This is a genomic window from Gordonia sp. (in: high G+C Gram-positive bacteria) (assembly GCF_047606305.1).
Classification (GTDB): domain Bacteria; phylum Actinomycetota; class Actinomycetes; order Mycobacteriales; family Mycobacteriaceae; genus Gordonia.
Window position 1 is genome coordinate 1 of record NZ_JASGER010000051.1, and the last position, 14819, is coordinate 14819.

At 69.6% G+C, this 14819-nt stretch carries 13 protein-coding genes and 1 riboswitch; of the genes, 9 read left to right on the forward strand and 4 right to left on the reverse strand.

Annotated elements, in window-relative coordinates; all coding sequences use genetic code 11:
• On the forward strand, positions 1 to 741 hold a 741-nt coding region (locus tag QM634_RS07815; RefSeq protein WP_415042209.1), incomplete at its 5' end, for an AIM24 family protein.
• Between the two features lie 8 nt (positions 742 to 749).
• Here the strand turns inward: QM634_RS07815 and QM634_RS07820 are convergent.
• Positions 750 to 1181 (reverse strand): META domain-containing protein, encoded by a 432-nt coding sequence (locus tag QM634_RS07820; protein ID WP_415042210.1) that lies wholly within the window; start codon positions 1179 to 1181, stop codon positions 750 to 752.
• A gap of 100 nt (positions 1182 to 1281) precedes the next feature.
• On the opposite strand from QM634_RS07820, the gene secA2 reads away from it, so the two are divergent.
• From secA2 to gcvP, 8 genes are all read left to right on the forward strand, one after another.
• Positions 1282 to 3633 carry an accessory Sec system translocase SecA2 gene (secA2, locus tag QM634_RS07825; protein WP_415042211.1) on the forward strand — a complete coding sequence of 784 codons (2352 nt, stop codon included), beginning with the start codon at positions 1282 to 1284 and terminating at the stop codon, positions 3631 to 3633.
• Between the two features lie 15 nt (positions 3634 to 3648).
• Complete coding sequence (locus QM634_RS07830; protein WP_415042212.1) at positions 3649 to 4308, forward strand: CDP-alcohol phosphatidyltransferase family protein; 660 nt, start codon at positions 3649 to 3651, stop codon at positions 4306 to 4308.
• A complete protein-coding gene (gene gcvH, locus QM634_RS07835) occupies positions 4301 to 4702 on the forward strand; it encodes a glycine cleavage system protein GcvH (RefSeq protein ID WP_415042213.1) in 402 nt (133 codons plus the stop codon). The genes QM634_RS07830 and gcvH overlap by 8 nt, the downstream gene beginning before the upstream one ends.
• A gap of 249 nt (positions 4703 to 4951) precedes the next feature.
• On the forward strand, positions 4952 to 5407 hold the full coding sequence (gene garA, locus QM634_RS07840; protein ID WP_415042298.1) for a glycogen accumulation regulator GarA: 456 nt from the start codon (positions 4952 to 4954) through the stop codon (positions 5405 to 5407).
• A 38-nt stretch (positions 5408 to 5445) separates the two neighbouring features.
• Positions 5446 to 6120 (forward strand): MerR family transcriptional regulator, encoded by a 675-nt coding sequence (locus QM634_RS07845; RefSeq protein ID WP_415042299.1) that lies wholly within the window; start codon positions 5446 to 5448, stop codon positions 6118 to 6120.
• A 26-nt stretch (positions 6121 to 6146) separates the two neighbouring features.
• Complete coding sequence (locus tag QM634_RS07850) at positions 6147 to 6644, forward strand: bifunctional nuclease family protein (RefSeq protein WP_415042214.1); 498 nt, start codon at positions 6147 to 6149, stop codon at positions 6642 to 6644.
• Positions 6645 to 6819: 175 nt separating this feature from the next.
• Positions 6820 to 7401: a MerR family transcriptional regulator gene (locus tag QM634_RS07855; protein ID WP_415042300.1), complete on the forward strand. Its 582-nt coding sequence runs from the start codon at positions 6820 to 6822 to the stop codon at positions 7399 to 7401.
• 26 nt (positions 7402 to 7427) lie between these two features.
• A riboswitch (glycine riboswitch) is annotated at positions 7428 to 7522 on the forward strand.
• Between the two features lie 120 nt (positions 7523 to 7642).
• Positions 7643 to 10501, forward strand: coding sequence for an aminomethyl-transferring glycine dehydrogenase (gene gcvP, locus QM634_RS07860; protein WP_415042215.1), 2859 nt, complete (start codon positions 7643 to 7645; stop codon positions 10499 to 10501).
• Here gcvP and QM634_RS07865 read toward each other — a convergent pair.
• From QM634_RS07865 to QM634_RS07875, 3 genes are all read right to left on the reverse strand, one after another.
• Positions 10498 to 11688 (reverse strand): hypothetical protein, encoded by a 1191-nt coding sequence (locus QM634_RS07865; protein WP_415042216.1) that lies wholly within the window; start codon positions 11686 to 11688, stop codon positions 10498 to 10500. The genes gcvP and QM634_RS07865 overlap by 4 nt on opposite strands.
• The gene (locus QM634_RS07870; RefSeq protein ID WP_415042217.1) at positions 11678 to 13861 is read right to left on the reverse strand and encodes a malate synthase G; all 2184 of its coding nucleotides are present in this window, start codon (positions 13859 to 13861) and stop codon (positions 11678 to 11680) included. Before QM634_RS07870 ends, QM634_RS07865 begins: the two co-directional genes overlap by 11 nt.
• 68 nt (positions 13862 to 13929) lie before the next feature.
• Positions 13930 to 14808, reverse strand: coding sequence for a 3-methyladenine DNA glycosylase (locus tag QM634_RS07875; protein WP_415042218.1), 879 nt, complete (start codon positions 14806 to 14808; stop codon positions 13930 to 13932).
• Positions 14809 to 14819 lie beyond the last annotated feature (11 nt).

Sequence of the window (14819 nt, forward strand, 5' to 3'; positions counted from 1 at the left end):
CCGCAGCCGCAGGCCGCTCCGCCCCAGGCGGCGCCCCAGGCGCCCGTGCCGGTGGCCGTGCCCGCGGACGCCTTCGCCGGGATCAGCGGCGAACTCGTCGACGGTCGGTTCAGTGAGAACGAGGACGAGGCGATCGCCAAGCAGAACGCGAAGATGCTGCGTGTGCGGGTGGGCGAGCCCTTCCTGGCCCGCCAGGGCGCGATGGTGGCCTACCAGGGCAGCATCGATTTCGCCTTCGAAGGTGGTGGCGCCTCGCGCTTCATCAAGAAGGCGCTGACCGGTGAGGGACTGCCGCTCATGCGCTGTGGCGGTCAGGGCGACGTCTTCCTCGCCGATCTGGCCAAGGACGTCCACCTGCTCAAACTGGAGAACAGTGCGCTGTCGATCAGCGGCAAGAACGTGCTGGCCTTCTCCGCGGGGCTCGAGTGGAACATCGAACGCGTCAAGGGGGCGAGCATGCTCACCGGCGGCCTGTTCAATACGCTGCTGCGCGGCACCGGGTGGGTCGCACTGACGACCGACGGCCCGCCGGTCGTCCTCAACGCCGCCGAAGCGCCGACCTACGCGGACACCGACGCCGTCGTGGCGTGGTCGGCGCACCTGCAGACCCAGCTGGTGTCCACCATGAAGGCCTCGGCGCTCATCGGCCGTGGATCGGGCGAAGCGGTCCAGGTCGCGTTCAGCGGTCCCGGTTTCGTGATCGTCCAGCCGTCCGAGGGGCTGCAGATCCCGGTGGCCTGACCCGTCGGCTAGCCGGTGTAGCGGGTCTGGTGCAGCACGGCGGTCGTGGTCCGCGTGCGCAGCGTGAGGGTGTTGCCGCGCAGGGTGTACCGGGGCGCCTGGCGGGTGAAGCCATCGGCCCAGCCGTCGGCCATGTTGCGCGGCGGCGGGCAGGCCATCATCGTCGAGGCGAGGCGGCTGAAGTGCAGCCGACCGCCGAGGGTCTTGACGGTGCCGCTCATCTGGTTGCACCCCGCCGTCAAGCCGACCCGCCCGTTCGGCAGGAAGGTCATCTTCAACGGACCGCCGCCGGGGATCTGCGGGGTCACCGACGTGGAGATGAAGGACTTGCCGAACAGCTGCGGCGCGGCGTCGGAGCGGGCGGCGGGAACCGCGATCACGGCGGCGGCAGCAGCGACGGCGGCGGCGGGGACGATGAGCTTGGCGGTCGAGATGGTCATGCCCCAAGGCTACCGGGGCCCGCTACCGGAGTAACTGGCAGAGACCTGTGCGCTACCGTTGGGGACGCTGACGCAAACGACTCAGGAGACGGATTAGCCGGTGGGCAAGATTTCCAACACGATGTGGCGGCTGCTCGGAGCCCAGAGCGGTCGCAACCAGTCCAAATCGGTGGCGCTGATCGGCAAGGCCGCCGACCACGAGAAGTGGGCCGCCGGCCTGAAGGACGACGAGTTCGGCGCGCAGGCCCGCGAGTTGGAGATCGCCTCCGACCTGGTCGACCGCGCGAAGTTCCTCGCGCTCGTCCGCGAGGCCGCCGATCGGTCCCTGGATCTGCGCCCCTACGACGTGCAGCTGCAGGGCTCGTTGCGCATGCTCGAGGGCGACGTCGTCGAGATGGCCACCGGTGAGGGCAAGACGCTGTCGGGGGCGATCGCCGCCGTCGGCCACGTCCTGATCGGACACAAGGTCCACGTGATCTCGGTGAACGACTACCTCGCCCACCGCGACGCCGAGTGGATGAAGCCGCTCTTCGACATGTTCGGCATCACGGTGGCCTCGATCGGTGAATCGTCCACCCCCGACGAGCGGCGCGCGGCCTACTCCGGCGACGTCGTGTACGCCTCGGTGAACGAGATCGGCTTCGACGTCCTGCGCGACCAGTTGGCCGTGCGCGAGGAGGAGCTGATCGCACCCAAGCCCGACGTCGCCATCATCGACGAGGCGGACTCGGTCCTGGTCGACGAGGCACTCGTCCCGCTGATCCTCGCCGGCGCCGCCACCGGGCAGGTCGCCGACGAGGCCATCGCCGACGTCGTGTCGCGGATGAAGACCAAGCACTACGAGATCGACACCGAGGGCCGCAACATCAGCCTCACCGATGAAGGCGCCGCCTTCGTCGAGGACGAGCTCGGCGTCGACCTGTACAGCGAGGCCCACGTGGGCACGACCCTCGTCCACACCAACATCGCGCTGTACGCCTACTACCTGCTCGAGCGCGACGTCCACTACATCGTGCGCGACGGTCAGGTGAAGCTGATCAACGCGTCGCGCGGTCGCGTCGCCCAGCTGCAGCGCTGGCCGGACGGCGTGCAGGAGGCCGTCGAGCTGAAGGAGAAACTGGAGCGCACGGACTCCGGCGAGGTGATCGACACGATCACCGTGCAGGCCCTGATCGGCCGTTATCCGAAGGTCTGCGGCATGACCGGCACCGCGCTCGCCGCCGGCGAGCAGTTCCGCCAGTTCTACGACCTCTACGTCTCGCAGATCCCGCCGAACACCGAGAACATCCGCGTCGACGAGCCCGACCGCGTCTACGACACCAAGGCCAACAAGGTCGAGGCGATCGTGGACTACGTCAAGGACACCCACGAGAAGGGCCAGCCGATCCTCATCGGCACCCACGACGTCGCGGAGTCCGAGGAGCTCGCCTACTTCCTGGAGAAGGCCGGCGTCGACTGTGTTGTGCTGAACGCGAAGAACGATGCCGAAGAGGCGGCGATCATCGCCGACGCCGGCAAGCGCGACGCGGTGACGGTCTCCACCCAGATGGCCGGGCGCGGCACCGACATCCGCCTCGGCGGGGCGAAGGCGACGACCGAACAGCACGACGAGGTCGCCGATCTGGGCGGCCTGTGCGTGATCGGCACCGGGCGATACGACACCGAGCGCCTCGACAACCAGTTGCGCGGCCGCGCCGGACGCCAGGGCGATCCCGGTCTGTCGGTCTTCTTCTCCTCGCTCGAGGACCCGCTGGTGACCCGCAACCTGTCGTTCAAGCGCGACCCGGAGTCCTCCGAGCCGGACGGTTCGATGGGGGCGCGCGGCATCGAGCTCATCGAGCAGGCCCAGCGCGTCGCCGAGGGCGTCATGCTCGAGCTGCACTCGAACACCTGGCGCTACAACCAGCTCGTCAACCAGCAGCGCGACATCATCGTCGCGCGCCGGATGGAACTGCTGCGCACAGATGAGGCACTGACCGACCTGGCCGAGTTGGAGCCGGTCCGCTACAAGAGTCTGCTCGACGGCAAGGCGCCCGACGCCGACGACGAGGACACCGCCGACTTCGGCCCGATCAGGGGCAAGGTCGACAAGGACGTGCTGGAGCAGGCGGCCCGCGAGATCATGCTGTACCACCTCGACCGGGCGTGGAGCGATCACCTGGCCTTCGTCTCCGACGTGCGCTCGAGCATCCACCTGCGCGCGATCGGTCGTGAGTCGCCGCTGGACGAGTTCCACCGGTTGATCCTCGCCGAGTTCACCAAGCTGCCCAACGAGGCCGTCGAAGCGGCGCGCACCACGTTCCGCGAGGCGACCATCACCAACAAGGGCGTCGACTTGGACGCGGCCGGCCGGCACCGCTCGACGTCGACGTGGACCTACATGGTCCACGACAACCTGTTCTCCTCCGGTGGCGCCAAGATGCTGCAGGGCATCATCGGCGTCTTCCGCTAGGGGAGAGAGCGGGTCATGGTCGAGGGGGAGCAGCGCACCGACCGGGTGGTGACGGTGCCCAACGCGCTCAGCGTGTTGCGCTTGGCGCTCATCCCGGTCTTCCTGTACGTCCTGCTCGTCGCGAAGGCCGACGGGTGGGCCTTCGCGATCCTGGTGGCCTCCGGGGCGTCGGATTGGCTCGACGGCAAGCTGGCCCGTTGGCTCGACCAGTCGTCGTCGCTGGGCGCCCTGTTGGACCCGCTGGCCGACCGGATCTACATCATCGTCATCCCGCTGGCCTTCGGGATCCGCGGCATCATCCCGTGGTGGATCATCGGCATCCTCATCGCCCGCGATGCGCTGCTGGCCCTGCAGATCCCGCTGCTGCGGTCCCGCGGCCTCGTCGCCCTCCCGGTGCTCTACGCCGGCAAGGCGGCGACCTTCGCGCTGATGAGCTCCTTCCCCTGGATCCTGCTCGGCCAGCTCGACACCGCGGTCGGTCGGGCCGTCCTCCCATTCGGGTGGGCCCTGCTCATCTGGGGTCTGGCCCTGTACCTGTGGACGTTCCTCCTGTACTGGTACCAGGTGCTCGCGCTGATCCGCTCCACACCGCCGATCGAATCGGACACCCTCGGTGCGCACGCCCCGGCGGCACCCGATACCGTTATCGCCGACGAAGGGAAGGCAAGTGGCTGAATCGAAGATTCCCGACGACCTGCGCTACACCGTGGAACACGAGTGGGTGGTCAAGGTCGACGACACGACCGTGCGGGTCGGCATCACCGACTATGCGCAGGACCAGCTCGGCGACGTCGTGTTCGTCCAGCTCCCCGGTGCGGGTGACGCGGTGGCCAGCGGCGACTCGTTCGCCGAGGTCGAGTCGACCAAGAGCGTCTCGGACATCTACAGCCCGCTCGACGGCGAGGTCGTCGCGGTCAACGACGCCCTCGAGGCGTCGCCGGACCTGGTGAACACCGATCCGTTCGGCGACGGCTGGCTGGCCGAGCTCCGGGTCGCCGACGGCACGGCCGACGACTTGCTCGCGAGCCTGCTCGACGCCGCCGGGTACCGGGCGCAGATCGGCGAATAGCCCGTCGTGGGGGCCGCTGTCCCCGCAAAGATAACGACTTGGATTCGGCCGGTCCCACCGGTACCGACTCCCACGATGGGACCACCGCCGCACCGGTATGATCGGCAGTGCTTGTCACGGTGGATCGGGGCGCCGGCTGGGTGACTTGAGAATCTCTGCGACTGACGAAGTCTCTGCGGAGCAATGGATTCGCGGTGCGGGGCGACAACGGCGTCGCCCGGCCGCCGCGGGGTGAAGACGACAGGAGAACTGGTGAGCGACAACGACAACGGGTTTGAGGCACCGGTGGAGACGACCTCGGTGTTCCGCGAGGAGATCATCAAGGAACTGGACGCGACCGGCGGATCGAGCGGTGAACCCGCCGACCTGGGCGTGGAGCGCCTCGCCCCCGGCACCGCGCTCCTGGTGGTCAAGCGCGGCCCCAATGCCGGTTCCCGCTTCCTGCTGGACCAGCCGACGACGTCGGCCGGGCGCCACCCCGACAGCGACATCTTCCTCGACGACGTCACCGTCAGTCGTCGACACGCCGAGTTCCGCGGCGAGGAGGGCGACTTCCAGGTCGTCGACGTGGGCAGCCTCAACGGCACCTATGTGAACCGCGAGCCGGTCGACGTGGCGACCCTCGGCAACGGCGACGAGGTCCAGATCGGCAAGTTCCGCCTGGTGTTCCTCGCCGGTCCCAAAGACGGTTCCGCCGCGTCGTGACCCCGTCGACCGCGCCGCAGCAGCGCGGCGAGTCGACGATGTCGATCGGCTCGGTGGTGGCACGGCTGCGTGAGGACTTCCCGGACGTCACGATCTCGAAGATTCGGTATTTCGAATCCGAGGGGCTCGTGACGCCCGAGCGGACGCCGTCGGGTTATCGCCGCTTCACCGAGGCCGACTACCAGCGCCTCCGGTTCGTGCTCACCGCCCAGCGCGACCGGTACCTCCCGCTGAAGGTGATCCGCGAGCAGCTCGACGAGATGGACGGCGAGGCCGCCGCCGGTGTCACGATGCTGTCGTCGGTGCGCGGGACGATCGCCCCGGCCACCGATTTCGGCGCGCGCGGCGGGCGCATCTCCCGCGAGGAACTGATGGAGCGCACCGGCGCCGACGCCGGCTTCGTCTCCGAACTCATGCGCAACGGCCTGCTGGGTGCCGGTGCCGGCGGCTTCTTCGACGAGGACGCCGTGCGGCTCGTCGAGGCCGCCGCCGCCCTGGCCAACTACGGGCTGCAGACCCGGCACCTGCGCGCCTTCAAGGTGTCCGCCGACCGGGAGGCGGGCCTGGTCGGGCAAATCGCCAGCCCGATCGCCAAGGGCAAGGGCACCGGCGCCCGCGACCGCGCCGAGGAGCTCGTGCGGGAGATCGCCGCACTGTCGGTCACGCTGCACACCCAGCTGGTGAAGGCGGCGGTCCGCGACATCCTCGACTGACCCGCCGGGCGTGTAGATTTGGCGGTATGGGACAGATGGAGGTCGTCGGCATCCGGGTCGAGTCACCCGCCGCGCAACCGGTCCTGCTCCTGCGTGAAATGGGTGGCGAGCGCTATCTCGCCATCTGGATCGGTCAGAACGAGGCCGCGTCGATCGCCCTGCACCAGAAGGGGATCGAGCCGCCGCGCCCGCTGACGCACGACCTGATCGTCGATCTGGTCGAGACCTTCGGGCAGGAGTTGCAGGAGGTCCGCATCGTCGACATGCGCGAGGGCACCTTCTACGCGGAGATGGTCTTCGACGATTCGGTGGTCGTGTCGGCGCGCCCGTCCGACGCGGTAGCGGTCGCGATGCGGACCGGTGCGCCCATCAACGCCGACGAGGAGGTCCTCGTCGAAGCCGGGCTGGTGATCCCCGATGAGGACGAGGTCGAGGGCTCCGGGCTCAAAGAGGACGAGGTCGAACGGTTCAAGGAGTTCCTCGACCAGGTCTCGCCCGACGACTTCAACCTCGGCGAGGAGTGACCGGCGAAGGTCACGGTTCGGTCTCTACTTGAACTTTAGGGTTTCGGCCCCGCGAGTCGCGTTGCCCGCGGGCTCGCGGGTTGCCTACCTTAATCGCAGACGACCGGGCGCGTCCCGCGGCAACGGGCGTATTCTGAGGACCAGCGATGGCGAGGAGACAACAGTGGGCGACGACATGACCCCGAACGATGCTGATCGGACGGGCGCGCAGGGCTCGCTGGCCGAGGTCGAGCCGGGACTGTTCCCCGACGACGTCGTGCCCGACGAGTTGGTCGGCTACCGGGTGCCCAGCGCCTGCCAGATCGCCGGCATCACCTATCGCCAGCTCGACTACTGGGCGCGGACCGGCCTGGTCGTGCCGTCCATCCGCGGTGCCGCCGGATCGGGCAGCCAGCGGCTGTACTCCTTCAAGGACATCCTCGTCCTCAAGATCGTGAAGCGGCTCCTCGACACCGGCATCTCGCTGCAGAACATCCGCGTCGCTGTCGACCATCTGCGCAAGCGCGGCGTCGAGGACCTGGCACGCGTCACCCTGTTCTCCGACGGCACCACCGTCTACGAGTGCACCTCGGCCGAAGAGGTCATCGACCTCCTGCAGGGCGGCCAGGGCGTCTTCGGCATCGCCGTCTCCGGTGCGATGCGCGAACTGACCGGCACGATCGCCGACTTCCCCGGCGAACGGGCCGACGGCGGCGAGTCCGAGACCGCCCCCGAGGACGAGCTCGCGGCGCGACGTCGCGCGCGCAAGACCGGCTAGCGATTCCGGTACACTCATCCTCGCGCCGCTACCCGGTGGGAGAGCGTCACCCTGTGCGGTGACCGCCGAAGGAGCAACACCTCTCCGTCAATCTCTCAGGCACCCGGACCGCAGGGCTGACGGCGTCTCTGGAAAGTGATGGCACGTCCATCCGCCCACGGGGAAAGACCGGCACCGCCCGGTTCAAACTCTCAGGCTCCATGACAGAGGGAGAGGACACCCCGCGCAGAGAGCCGCCGCCATGTCCTCACCGTTCCCCGTCTTCGCCGACCGGCACATCGGTCCCGATGCCGACGAGTCGGCCCGCATCCTCGACGTCATCGGCGTCGCCTCCCTCGACGAGCTGGCGGCCGCGGCCGTCCCCGCCACCATCGCCGACCCGGTCGACGGCGGCGTGCCCGACGGCATGGCGGCGCTGCCCGCGCCGATGAGCGAGGAGCAGGCGCTCGCCCGGCTGCGCGAGCTGGCCGACAAGAACACGGTCCGCCGGTCGATGATCGGCCTGGGCTACTACGGCACCCACACCCCCGCGGTCATCCGGCGCAACATCCTGGAGAATCCCGCCTGGTACACCGCGTACACGCCCTACCAGCCGGAGATCAGCCAAGGGCGCCTGGAGGCGCTGCTCAACTTCCAGACCATGGTCGCCGACCTCACCGGAATGTCGGTGGCCAACGCGTCGATGCTCGACGAGGCCACCGCCGCCGCCGAGGCGATGACGCTGATGCTGCGCGCGACCAAGAACAAGTCCCGCCGCCTGGTCGTCGACGCCGACCTCTTCCCGCAGACCCGTGCGGTCATCGAGACCCGTGCCGAGCCCCTCGGCATCGAGATCGTCGAGGCGCAGCTGGACCCGGGGATCGACGGCGTCGGCCTGCCGCCGGGCGACTTCTACGGCGTCATCACCCAGAATCCCGGCGCCTCTGGTCGGCTGGTGGACATCGCGCCGCTGGTGGCGGCCGCCCACGAGCGCGACGCGATGATCGCGGTCGGCGTGGACCTGCTGGCGGCGACCCTCGTCACCCCGCCCGGCGAGGTGGGTGCCGACGCCTGCTTCGGCACGACCCAGCGCTTCGGCGTCCCGATGGGCTTCGGCGGCCCGCACGCGGGCTATCTGTCGGTGACGGCCGCCCTGACGCGCCAGCTTCCCGGGCGACTCGTCGGTGTGTCCAAGGACGCCGACGGCAACCTCGCGTACCGGCTCTCCCTGCAGACGCGCGAGCAGCACATCCGCCGCGAGCGCGCGACCAGCAACATCTGCACCGCCCAGGTGCTCCTGGCGATCATCGCCGCGATGTACGCGAGTTACCACGGTCCCGAGGGATTGCGGGCGATCGCGCGCCGCACGCATGAGCGCGCCGCCGCGGTGGCGGCCGGTCTCGGCAGTGCAATCGTCCACGACTCCTTCTTCGACACCGTGCTGGCGCAGGTGCCCGGCAAGGCCGCCGAGATCGTGGCCGCGGCCCGTGACCGCGGCGTCCAACTGCGCCTCGTGGATGCCGACCACGTCGGCGTCTCCTGCGACGAGACCACGACCGACGAGGACGTCGAACTCGTGCTGGCGGCATTCGGCTCGGTGGTCACCGCGGGCACGGCGAGTGCGGCCGACATCGAGAGCCGCACGTCGGAGTACCTGGTGCATCCGGCCTTCCACCGGTACCGCACCGAGACGGCGATGCTGCGCTACCTGCGGATGCTGTCGGACAAGGACATCGCACTGGACCGGAGCATGATCCCGCTGGGCTCGTGCACGATGAAGCTGAACGCGACGACCGAGATGGAGCCGATCACCTGGCCCGAGTTCGCGAACCTACACCCCTTCGCCGACCCCGACGACACCGCGGGCATCCGCGAGCTGATCGCCGAGCTCTCCGACTGGCTCGCGGCGATCACCGGCTACGACCGCGTGAGCCTGCAGCCCAACGCCGGCTCGCAGGGCGAGTACGCGGGACTGTTGGCGATTCGCCGGTACCACTTGGCCAACGGCGACTCCCAGCGCGACGTGTGCCTCATCCCCGCGAGTGCGCACGGGACTAACGCCGCGTCGGCCGTGATGGCGGGCATGCGGGTGGTCGTGGTCGCGTGCCGCGAGAACGGTGACGTCGACGTCGACGACCTGCGCGCCAAGATCGCCGAGCACGGCCAGGTGCTGGCCGCCACGATGATCACCTACCCGTCGACGCACGGGGTGTTCGAGCACGAGATCGACGACATCTGCGCGGCCGTCCACGATGCCGGCGGTCAGGTGTACATCGACGGAGCCAACCTGAACGCCCTCGTCGGCGTCGCCCGACCGGGTCGCTTCGGCGGCGACGTCAGTCACCTGAACCTGCACAAGACCTTCTGCATCCCGCACGGCGGCGGCGGTCCGGGCGTCGGCCCGATCGGGGTGCGCGAGCACCTGGCGCCCCACCTGCCGGGCCACCCGCTCGAGCCGGGCCTGGGAAGCGACCTCACGATCAGCGCGGCACCGTTCGGATCGGCGTCGATCCTGCCGATCACCTACGCGTACATCCTGATGATGGGCGCGACCGGATTGCGACGGGCGACGCTGAGCGCCATCGCGTCGGCCAACTACATCGCCCGCCGACTGTCCGACCACTACCCGGTCCTCTACACCGGCGACGGGGGATGGGTCGCGCACGAGTGCATCCTCGACCTGCGCGGGCTGACCAAGGACACCGGGGTGACCGTCGACGACGTCGCCAAGCGGCTGGCGGACTACGGCTTCCACGCGCCGACGATGAGCTTCCCGGTGGCCGGCACCCTCATGGTCGAGCCCACCGAGAGTGAGAACCTCGACGAACTCGACGCCTTCTGCGAGGCGATGATCGCCATCCGCGGCGAGATCGACAAGGTCGGGTCGGGACGGTGGCCGGTGGAGGACAACCCGCTGCGCGGCGCACCCCACACCACCGAGTGCCTGGTGGGGGAATGGGACCACCCGTACACCCGCGAGGAGGCGGTCTACCCGTCGGGCCTGCCGTCGGCCGGCGCACGCGCAAAGGCCTGGCCCGCGGTGCGGCGGATCGACGGCGCCTTCGGCGACCGGAACCTGGTCTGCAGCTGCCCGCCGATCGACGCCTTCGCCGACGCCTAGCGCGAATAGACCAGCTTGTCGATGGCCACCGCGGCACCGGGCGCCGCGGTGAGCGGTCGGCGCACCGGCGCGAAACGAACCGCGGCGGTGCCGGGCGGCATCGGCATGCGACCGGCCCGATAGCCCAGCGCGGTGAGCACCGCTAGTTGCGCGGGCTGCTTGGCGAAGGCGACGAAGTGGGCCACCGCGTCGGGCAGGGCGCTGGTGGTGCCGTCATCGCCCAGCCGGAGCACCGGGTAGTCGGCCACCGGGGTCACACCGGCCGGCGAGTAGCCGCGGATCTTGTCGGCGACCTCCGGGGTCTTGGTCAGCTGGAACAGTTGCTGCTCGGTGATCGGGACCGCGTGGATACCCTTGCGCTGGTCTCCCTTGGCCATGGCCGCGACTGCCGCCGCGGCGGAATTCTCGGGGGCCTTGGGTGCTGCGGAGAGCACGGCGTTGACGCCGCCGGTGACCGACGTCGACGTGGCCTTCGCCGCGGTCAACCGCCCGGGCATGCGCCCGATCTGGGCGGCGATCGCCTGGGCGGCCAGTGCGGTGGCGTCCGATCCGACACCCGTCGGCATGGCCAGGCGCAGCGAGCCCCACGCGGGCAGCCCGAACTGGCCCATCGCGTCCTCGTTCTGGGTGAGCGCGGGCATCCGGCCCCAGGCCAGCTTGCGGCCGGCCTTGGCGGCCAGCGCGGTGGGCAGGGCCAGGACGACCGGCGAGGTGACCAGCGAATCCGGGGCGCCCTCGGCGGCACCGGGCTTGGCGACGGCCAGCTCGGCGGCCCACACCGACGACTGCGGGATCCACGCCGCCGGCCGCGGGCCGAGCTTCGCGGTGTCCCACGTGCCGCGCAGGGCGTCGAGGGTGGCGCGCGACTCCTCCGGGCGCACCTGCACGCTCACGCACTTGTCGCGCACCACCGGGTGGGTGTCGTTGTACCGCTTGGCGATCTCGCCGAGGGCCTCGGCGATGTCCGGGCTCGCGACGATCGGCACCTGCGCCTTGCCCTCGACGCACGAGTCGGCGGCCATGTCGGTCTGCCGACCGATGTGGTCGCGGGCCTGGAACCAGCTCACCCCGAGGCCGGCGACCAGCAATACGGCCAAGACCGCGGCGATGACCGGCCGGGGCCACCGTCGCTTCGCCGCGCCGGGGACGGCGCTGGCCGGCACGTGGCCGCGGGGCTTACGCGCCATGGGCCGCTTTGTACTCGCGGCGGCGGTGGTGCAGGATCGGCTCGGTGTAGCCACTCGGCTGCTTCGCACCCTCGAGGATCAGCTCCTTGGCGGCCTGGAAGGCGATGCTGGAGTCGAAGGCGGGGGCCATCGGCGTGTAGTCGGGGTCGTCGGCGTTCTGCCGGTCGACGACCGGCGCCATCCGCTCGAGCGCGGCCGTGATGTCGTCGGCGCTCACGATGCCGTGGCGCATCCAGTTCGCCAGCAGCTGGCTGGAGATGCGCAGCGTTGCGCGGTCCTCCATCAGGGCGACGTCGTGGATGTCGGGGACCTTGGAACAGCCGACGCCGTGGTCGATCCAGCGGACGACGTAGCCCAGGATCGACTGGCAGTTGTTGTCGAGCTCCTCGCGCTTCTCGGCATCGGACCAGTCAGTCTTCGGGGCGAGCGGGATGGTCAGGATGTCGTCGACGGAGGCGGGGGAGCGCTTGGCGAGCTCGTCCTGCACCTTGAAGACGTCCACGTCGTGATAGTGCATGGCGTGCAGCGTGGCCGCGGTCGGGGACGGCACCCACGCGGTGGTCGCGCCGGCCTTGGGCTGGCCGATCTTCTGGTTCACCATGTCGGCCATCAGGTCGGTCATGGCCCACATGCCCTTGCCGATCTGGGCCTTGTGCTGCAGGCCGGCGGCCAGACCGACGTCGACGTTGTTGTCCTCGTAGGCCTTGATCCACGTCTGCGACTTCATCTCGCCCTTGCGGATCATCGGACCGGCCTCCATCGAGGTGTGGATCTCGTCGCCGGTGCGGTCCAGGAAGCCCGTGTTGATGAACACGACGCGCTCCTGCGCGGCCTTGATCGCGGCCTTGAGGTTCACCGTCGTGCGGCGCTCCTCGTCCATGATGCCGACCTTGAGCGTGTTGCGCGGCACGCCGATGACGTCCTCGACGGCGGCGAACAGATCGCCGGTGAAGGCGACCTCGTCGGGGCCGTGCATCTTCGGCTTCACGATGTAGATCGAGCCGGTGCGCGAGTTCTGCAGACCTTCCGTGGAGAGTCCGTGCTTGCCGATCAACGACGTGACCAGCGCATCGAGGATGCCCTCGGGCACCTCGTTGCCGTCGGCGTCCAGGACGGCGGGGTTGGTCATCAGGTGCCCGACGTTGCGGACGAACAGCAGCGAGCGTCCGTGCAGCTCCAGCTCGGAGCCGTCAGGCGCCGTGTAGGTGCGGTTCGGGTTGAGCACGCGGGTGAAGGTCTTGCCGCCCTTGGCGACCTCCTCGGCGAGATCGCCGCGGTTGAGGCCCAGCCAGTTGCGGTAACCCACGACCTTGTCGTCGGCGTCGACCGCCGCGACCGAGTCCTCGAAGTCCATGATCGTGGTGATCGCGGACTCGAGCTCGACATCGGAGACACCCGCCTTGTCGGTGGAGCCGACCGGCGACGACGGGTCGAACAGGATGTCGACGTGCAGGCCGTGGTGACGCAGCAGGATCGACGTCGGCGCCAGCGCGTCGCCGCGGTAGCCGACGAAGGCGTCCGGATCGGCGAAGGTGGTGACCTGGGAGTCGTCGCCGAGGACCACGTTCACGCGGTTGCCGTCGATCACGTACTTGGTGGCGTCGGAGTGGCTGCCCTGCTCCAGCGGCACCGCGGTGTCGAGGAACTTCTTCGCGTACGCGATGACCTTGTCGCCGCGGACCTTGTTGTACGACTTGCCCTTCTCGGCGCCGTCGGTCTCCGGGATCACGTCGGTGCCGTAGAGCGCGTCGTAGAGCGAGCCCCAGCGGGCGTTCGCGGCGTTGAGCGCGAAGCGGGCGTTGAGGATGGGCACGACCAGCTGGGGGCCGGCCGTCTCGGAGATCTCCGAGTCGACCCCGGAGGTGCCGATCTGGAAGTCCTCCGGCGGCGTCACCAGGTAGCCGATCTCGGAGAGGAACTTCTTGTAGGCGTCGAAGTCGACCTTGCCGTCGGTCGCTGGGTGGTCGCGGTGCCACTGGTCGACCTTGGCCTGCAGGTCGTCGCGGACGGCGAGCAGTTCGCGGTTGCGCGGGGCGAACGTGCTGATCACATCGGCCGCACCGGCCCAGAACGCGTCCTGGTCTACACCGGTGCCGGGCAACGCCTCATTGTTGATGAAGTCGTAGAGGACCGGGGAGACCTGAAGTCCGTGGACGGTGACGCGGTCAGACATGTCAGCCTTTCGTATGTGCGATATGAGGCGCATAAGCGCTGGTAGCCCGCAAATGGGCCGCACTCATGCTACTCCCTCGCCGGGAGCGCCCCGATCAGGTCCCCGATGACCGTGAGCAGCCGCTGGCGCAGGGCCGAACCGGCCCCGGCCACCGCCTGTTGCCGCGTGACGTATTCGGCCCGCCCGGCCGTCGTCTCGATCCGGATCGGCTCGTATCCGAGCGCCGTGAGATCGTAGGGACTGGCGCGCATGTCGATCTCGCGCGCCGTGTGGGCGAGCTCGAAGGCGTCGGCGACCAGGTCCGACGGCACGAGCGGACTGAGCTTGGCCGCCACCCGGTACAGATCCATCGTGGCGTGCAGGCAGCCGGGTTGCTCGTGGTCGAGCCGGTCATCGTGGTGCAGCCGGGTCGCGTTGCGCCCGCGCGCCGGGCCGGTGAAGAACCGAAACGCGTCGAAGTGGGTGCACACCAGCCGGTTCGCCTCCACGACGGCGTCGGTGCCCGCCGCGCCGAGCCGCAGCGGCATCGAGTGGCGCGGGGCGCCGGTGCGGTAGACCATCGCCCATTCGTGCAGTCCGAAACACCCGTACCGGGCCGGTCGTGCCGCCGTCGCCGCCAGCAGGGCCGCCGACGTGCGCAGGGTGCGCTCCCGCTTGAGCAGATGGGCGCCGGCGACCTGGACGCCGCCGGGCACCCGCTCGTAGCCGCGTGCCTCGGCATAGGGGTGTTCACCGGTGGCCGGATCGTCCAGGATCGTGCCGAATCCCGGGTGCCACCGTCGCAGGTGCGCCGGGCGGTACGGGTAGTAGGTGAACAGGAAGTCCACAACGGGGTGCGCCGCGCCGCGACGGCGGTCGGCCAGGTACCCGCCAATGAGTGCGTCGAGACGGTCGCGGTGCGCGTCGGCGGCCGCCTGCCACTGCGGGGCGGACAGCCGCACGGTCACGGTGGGGCAGG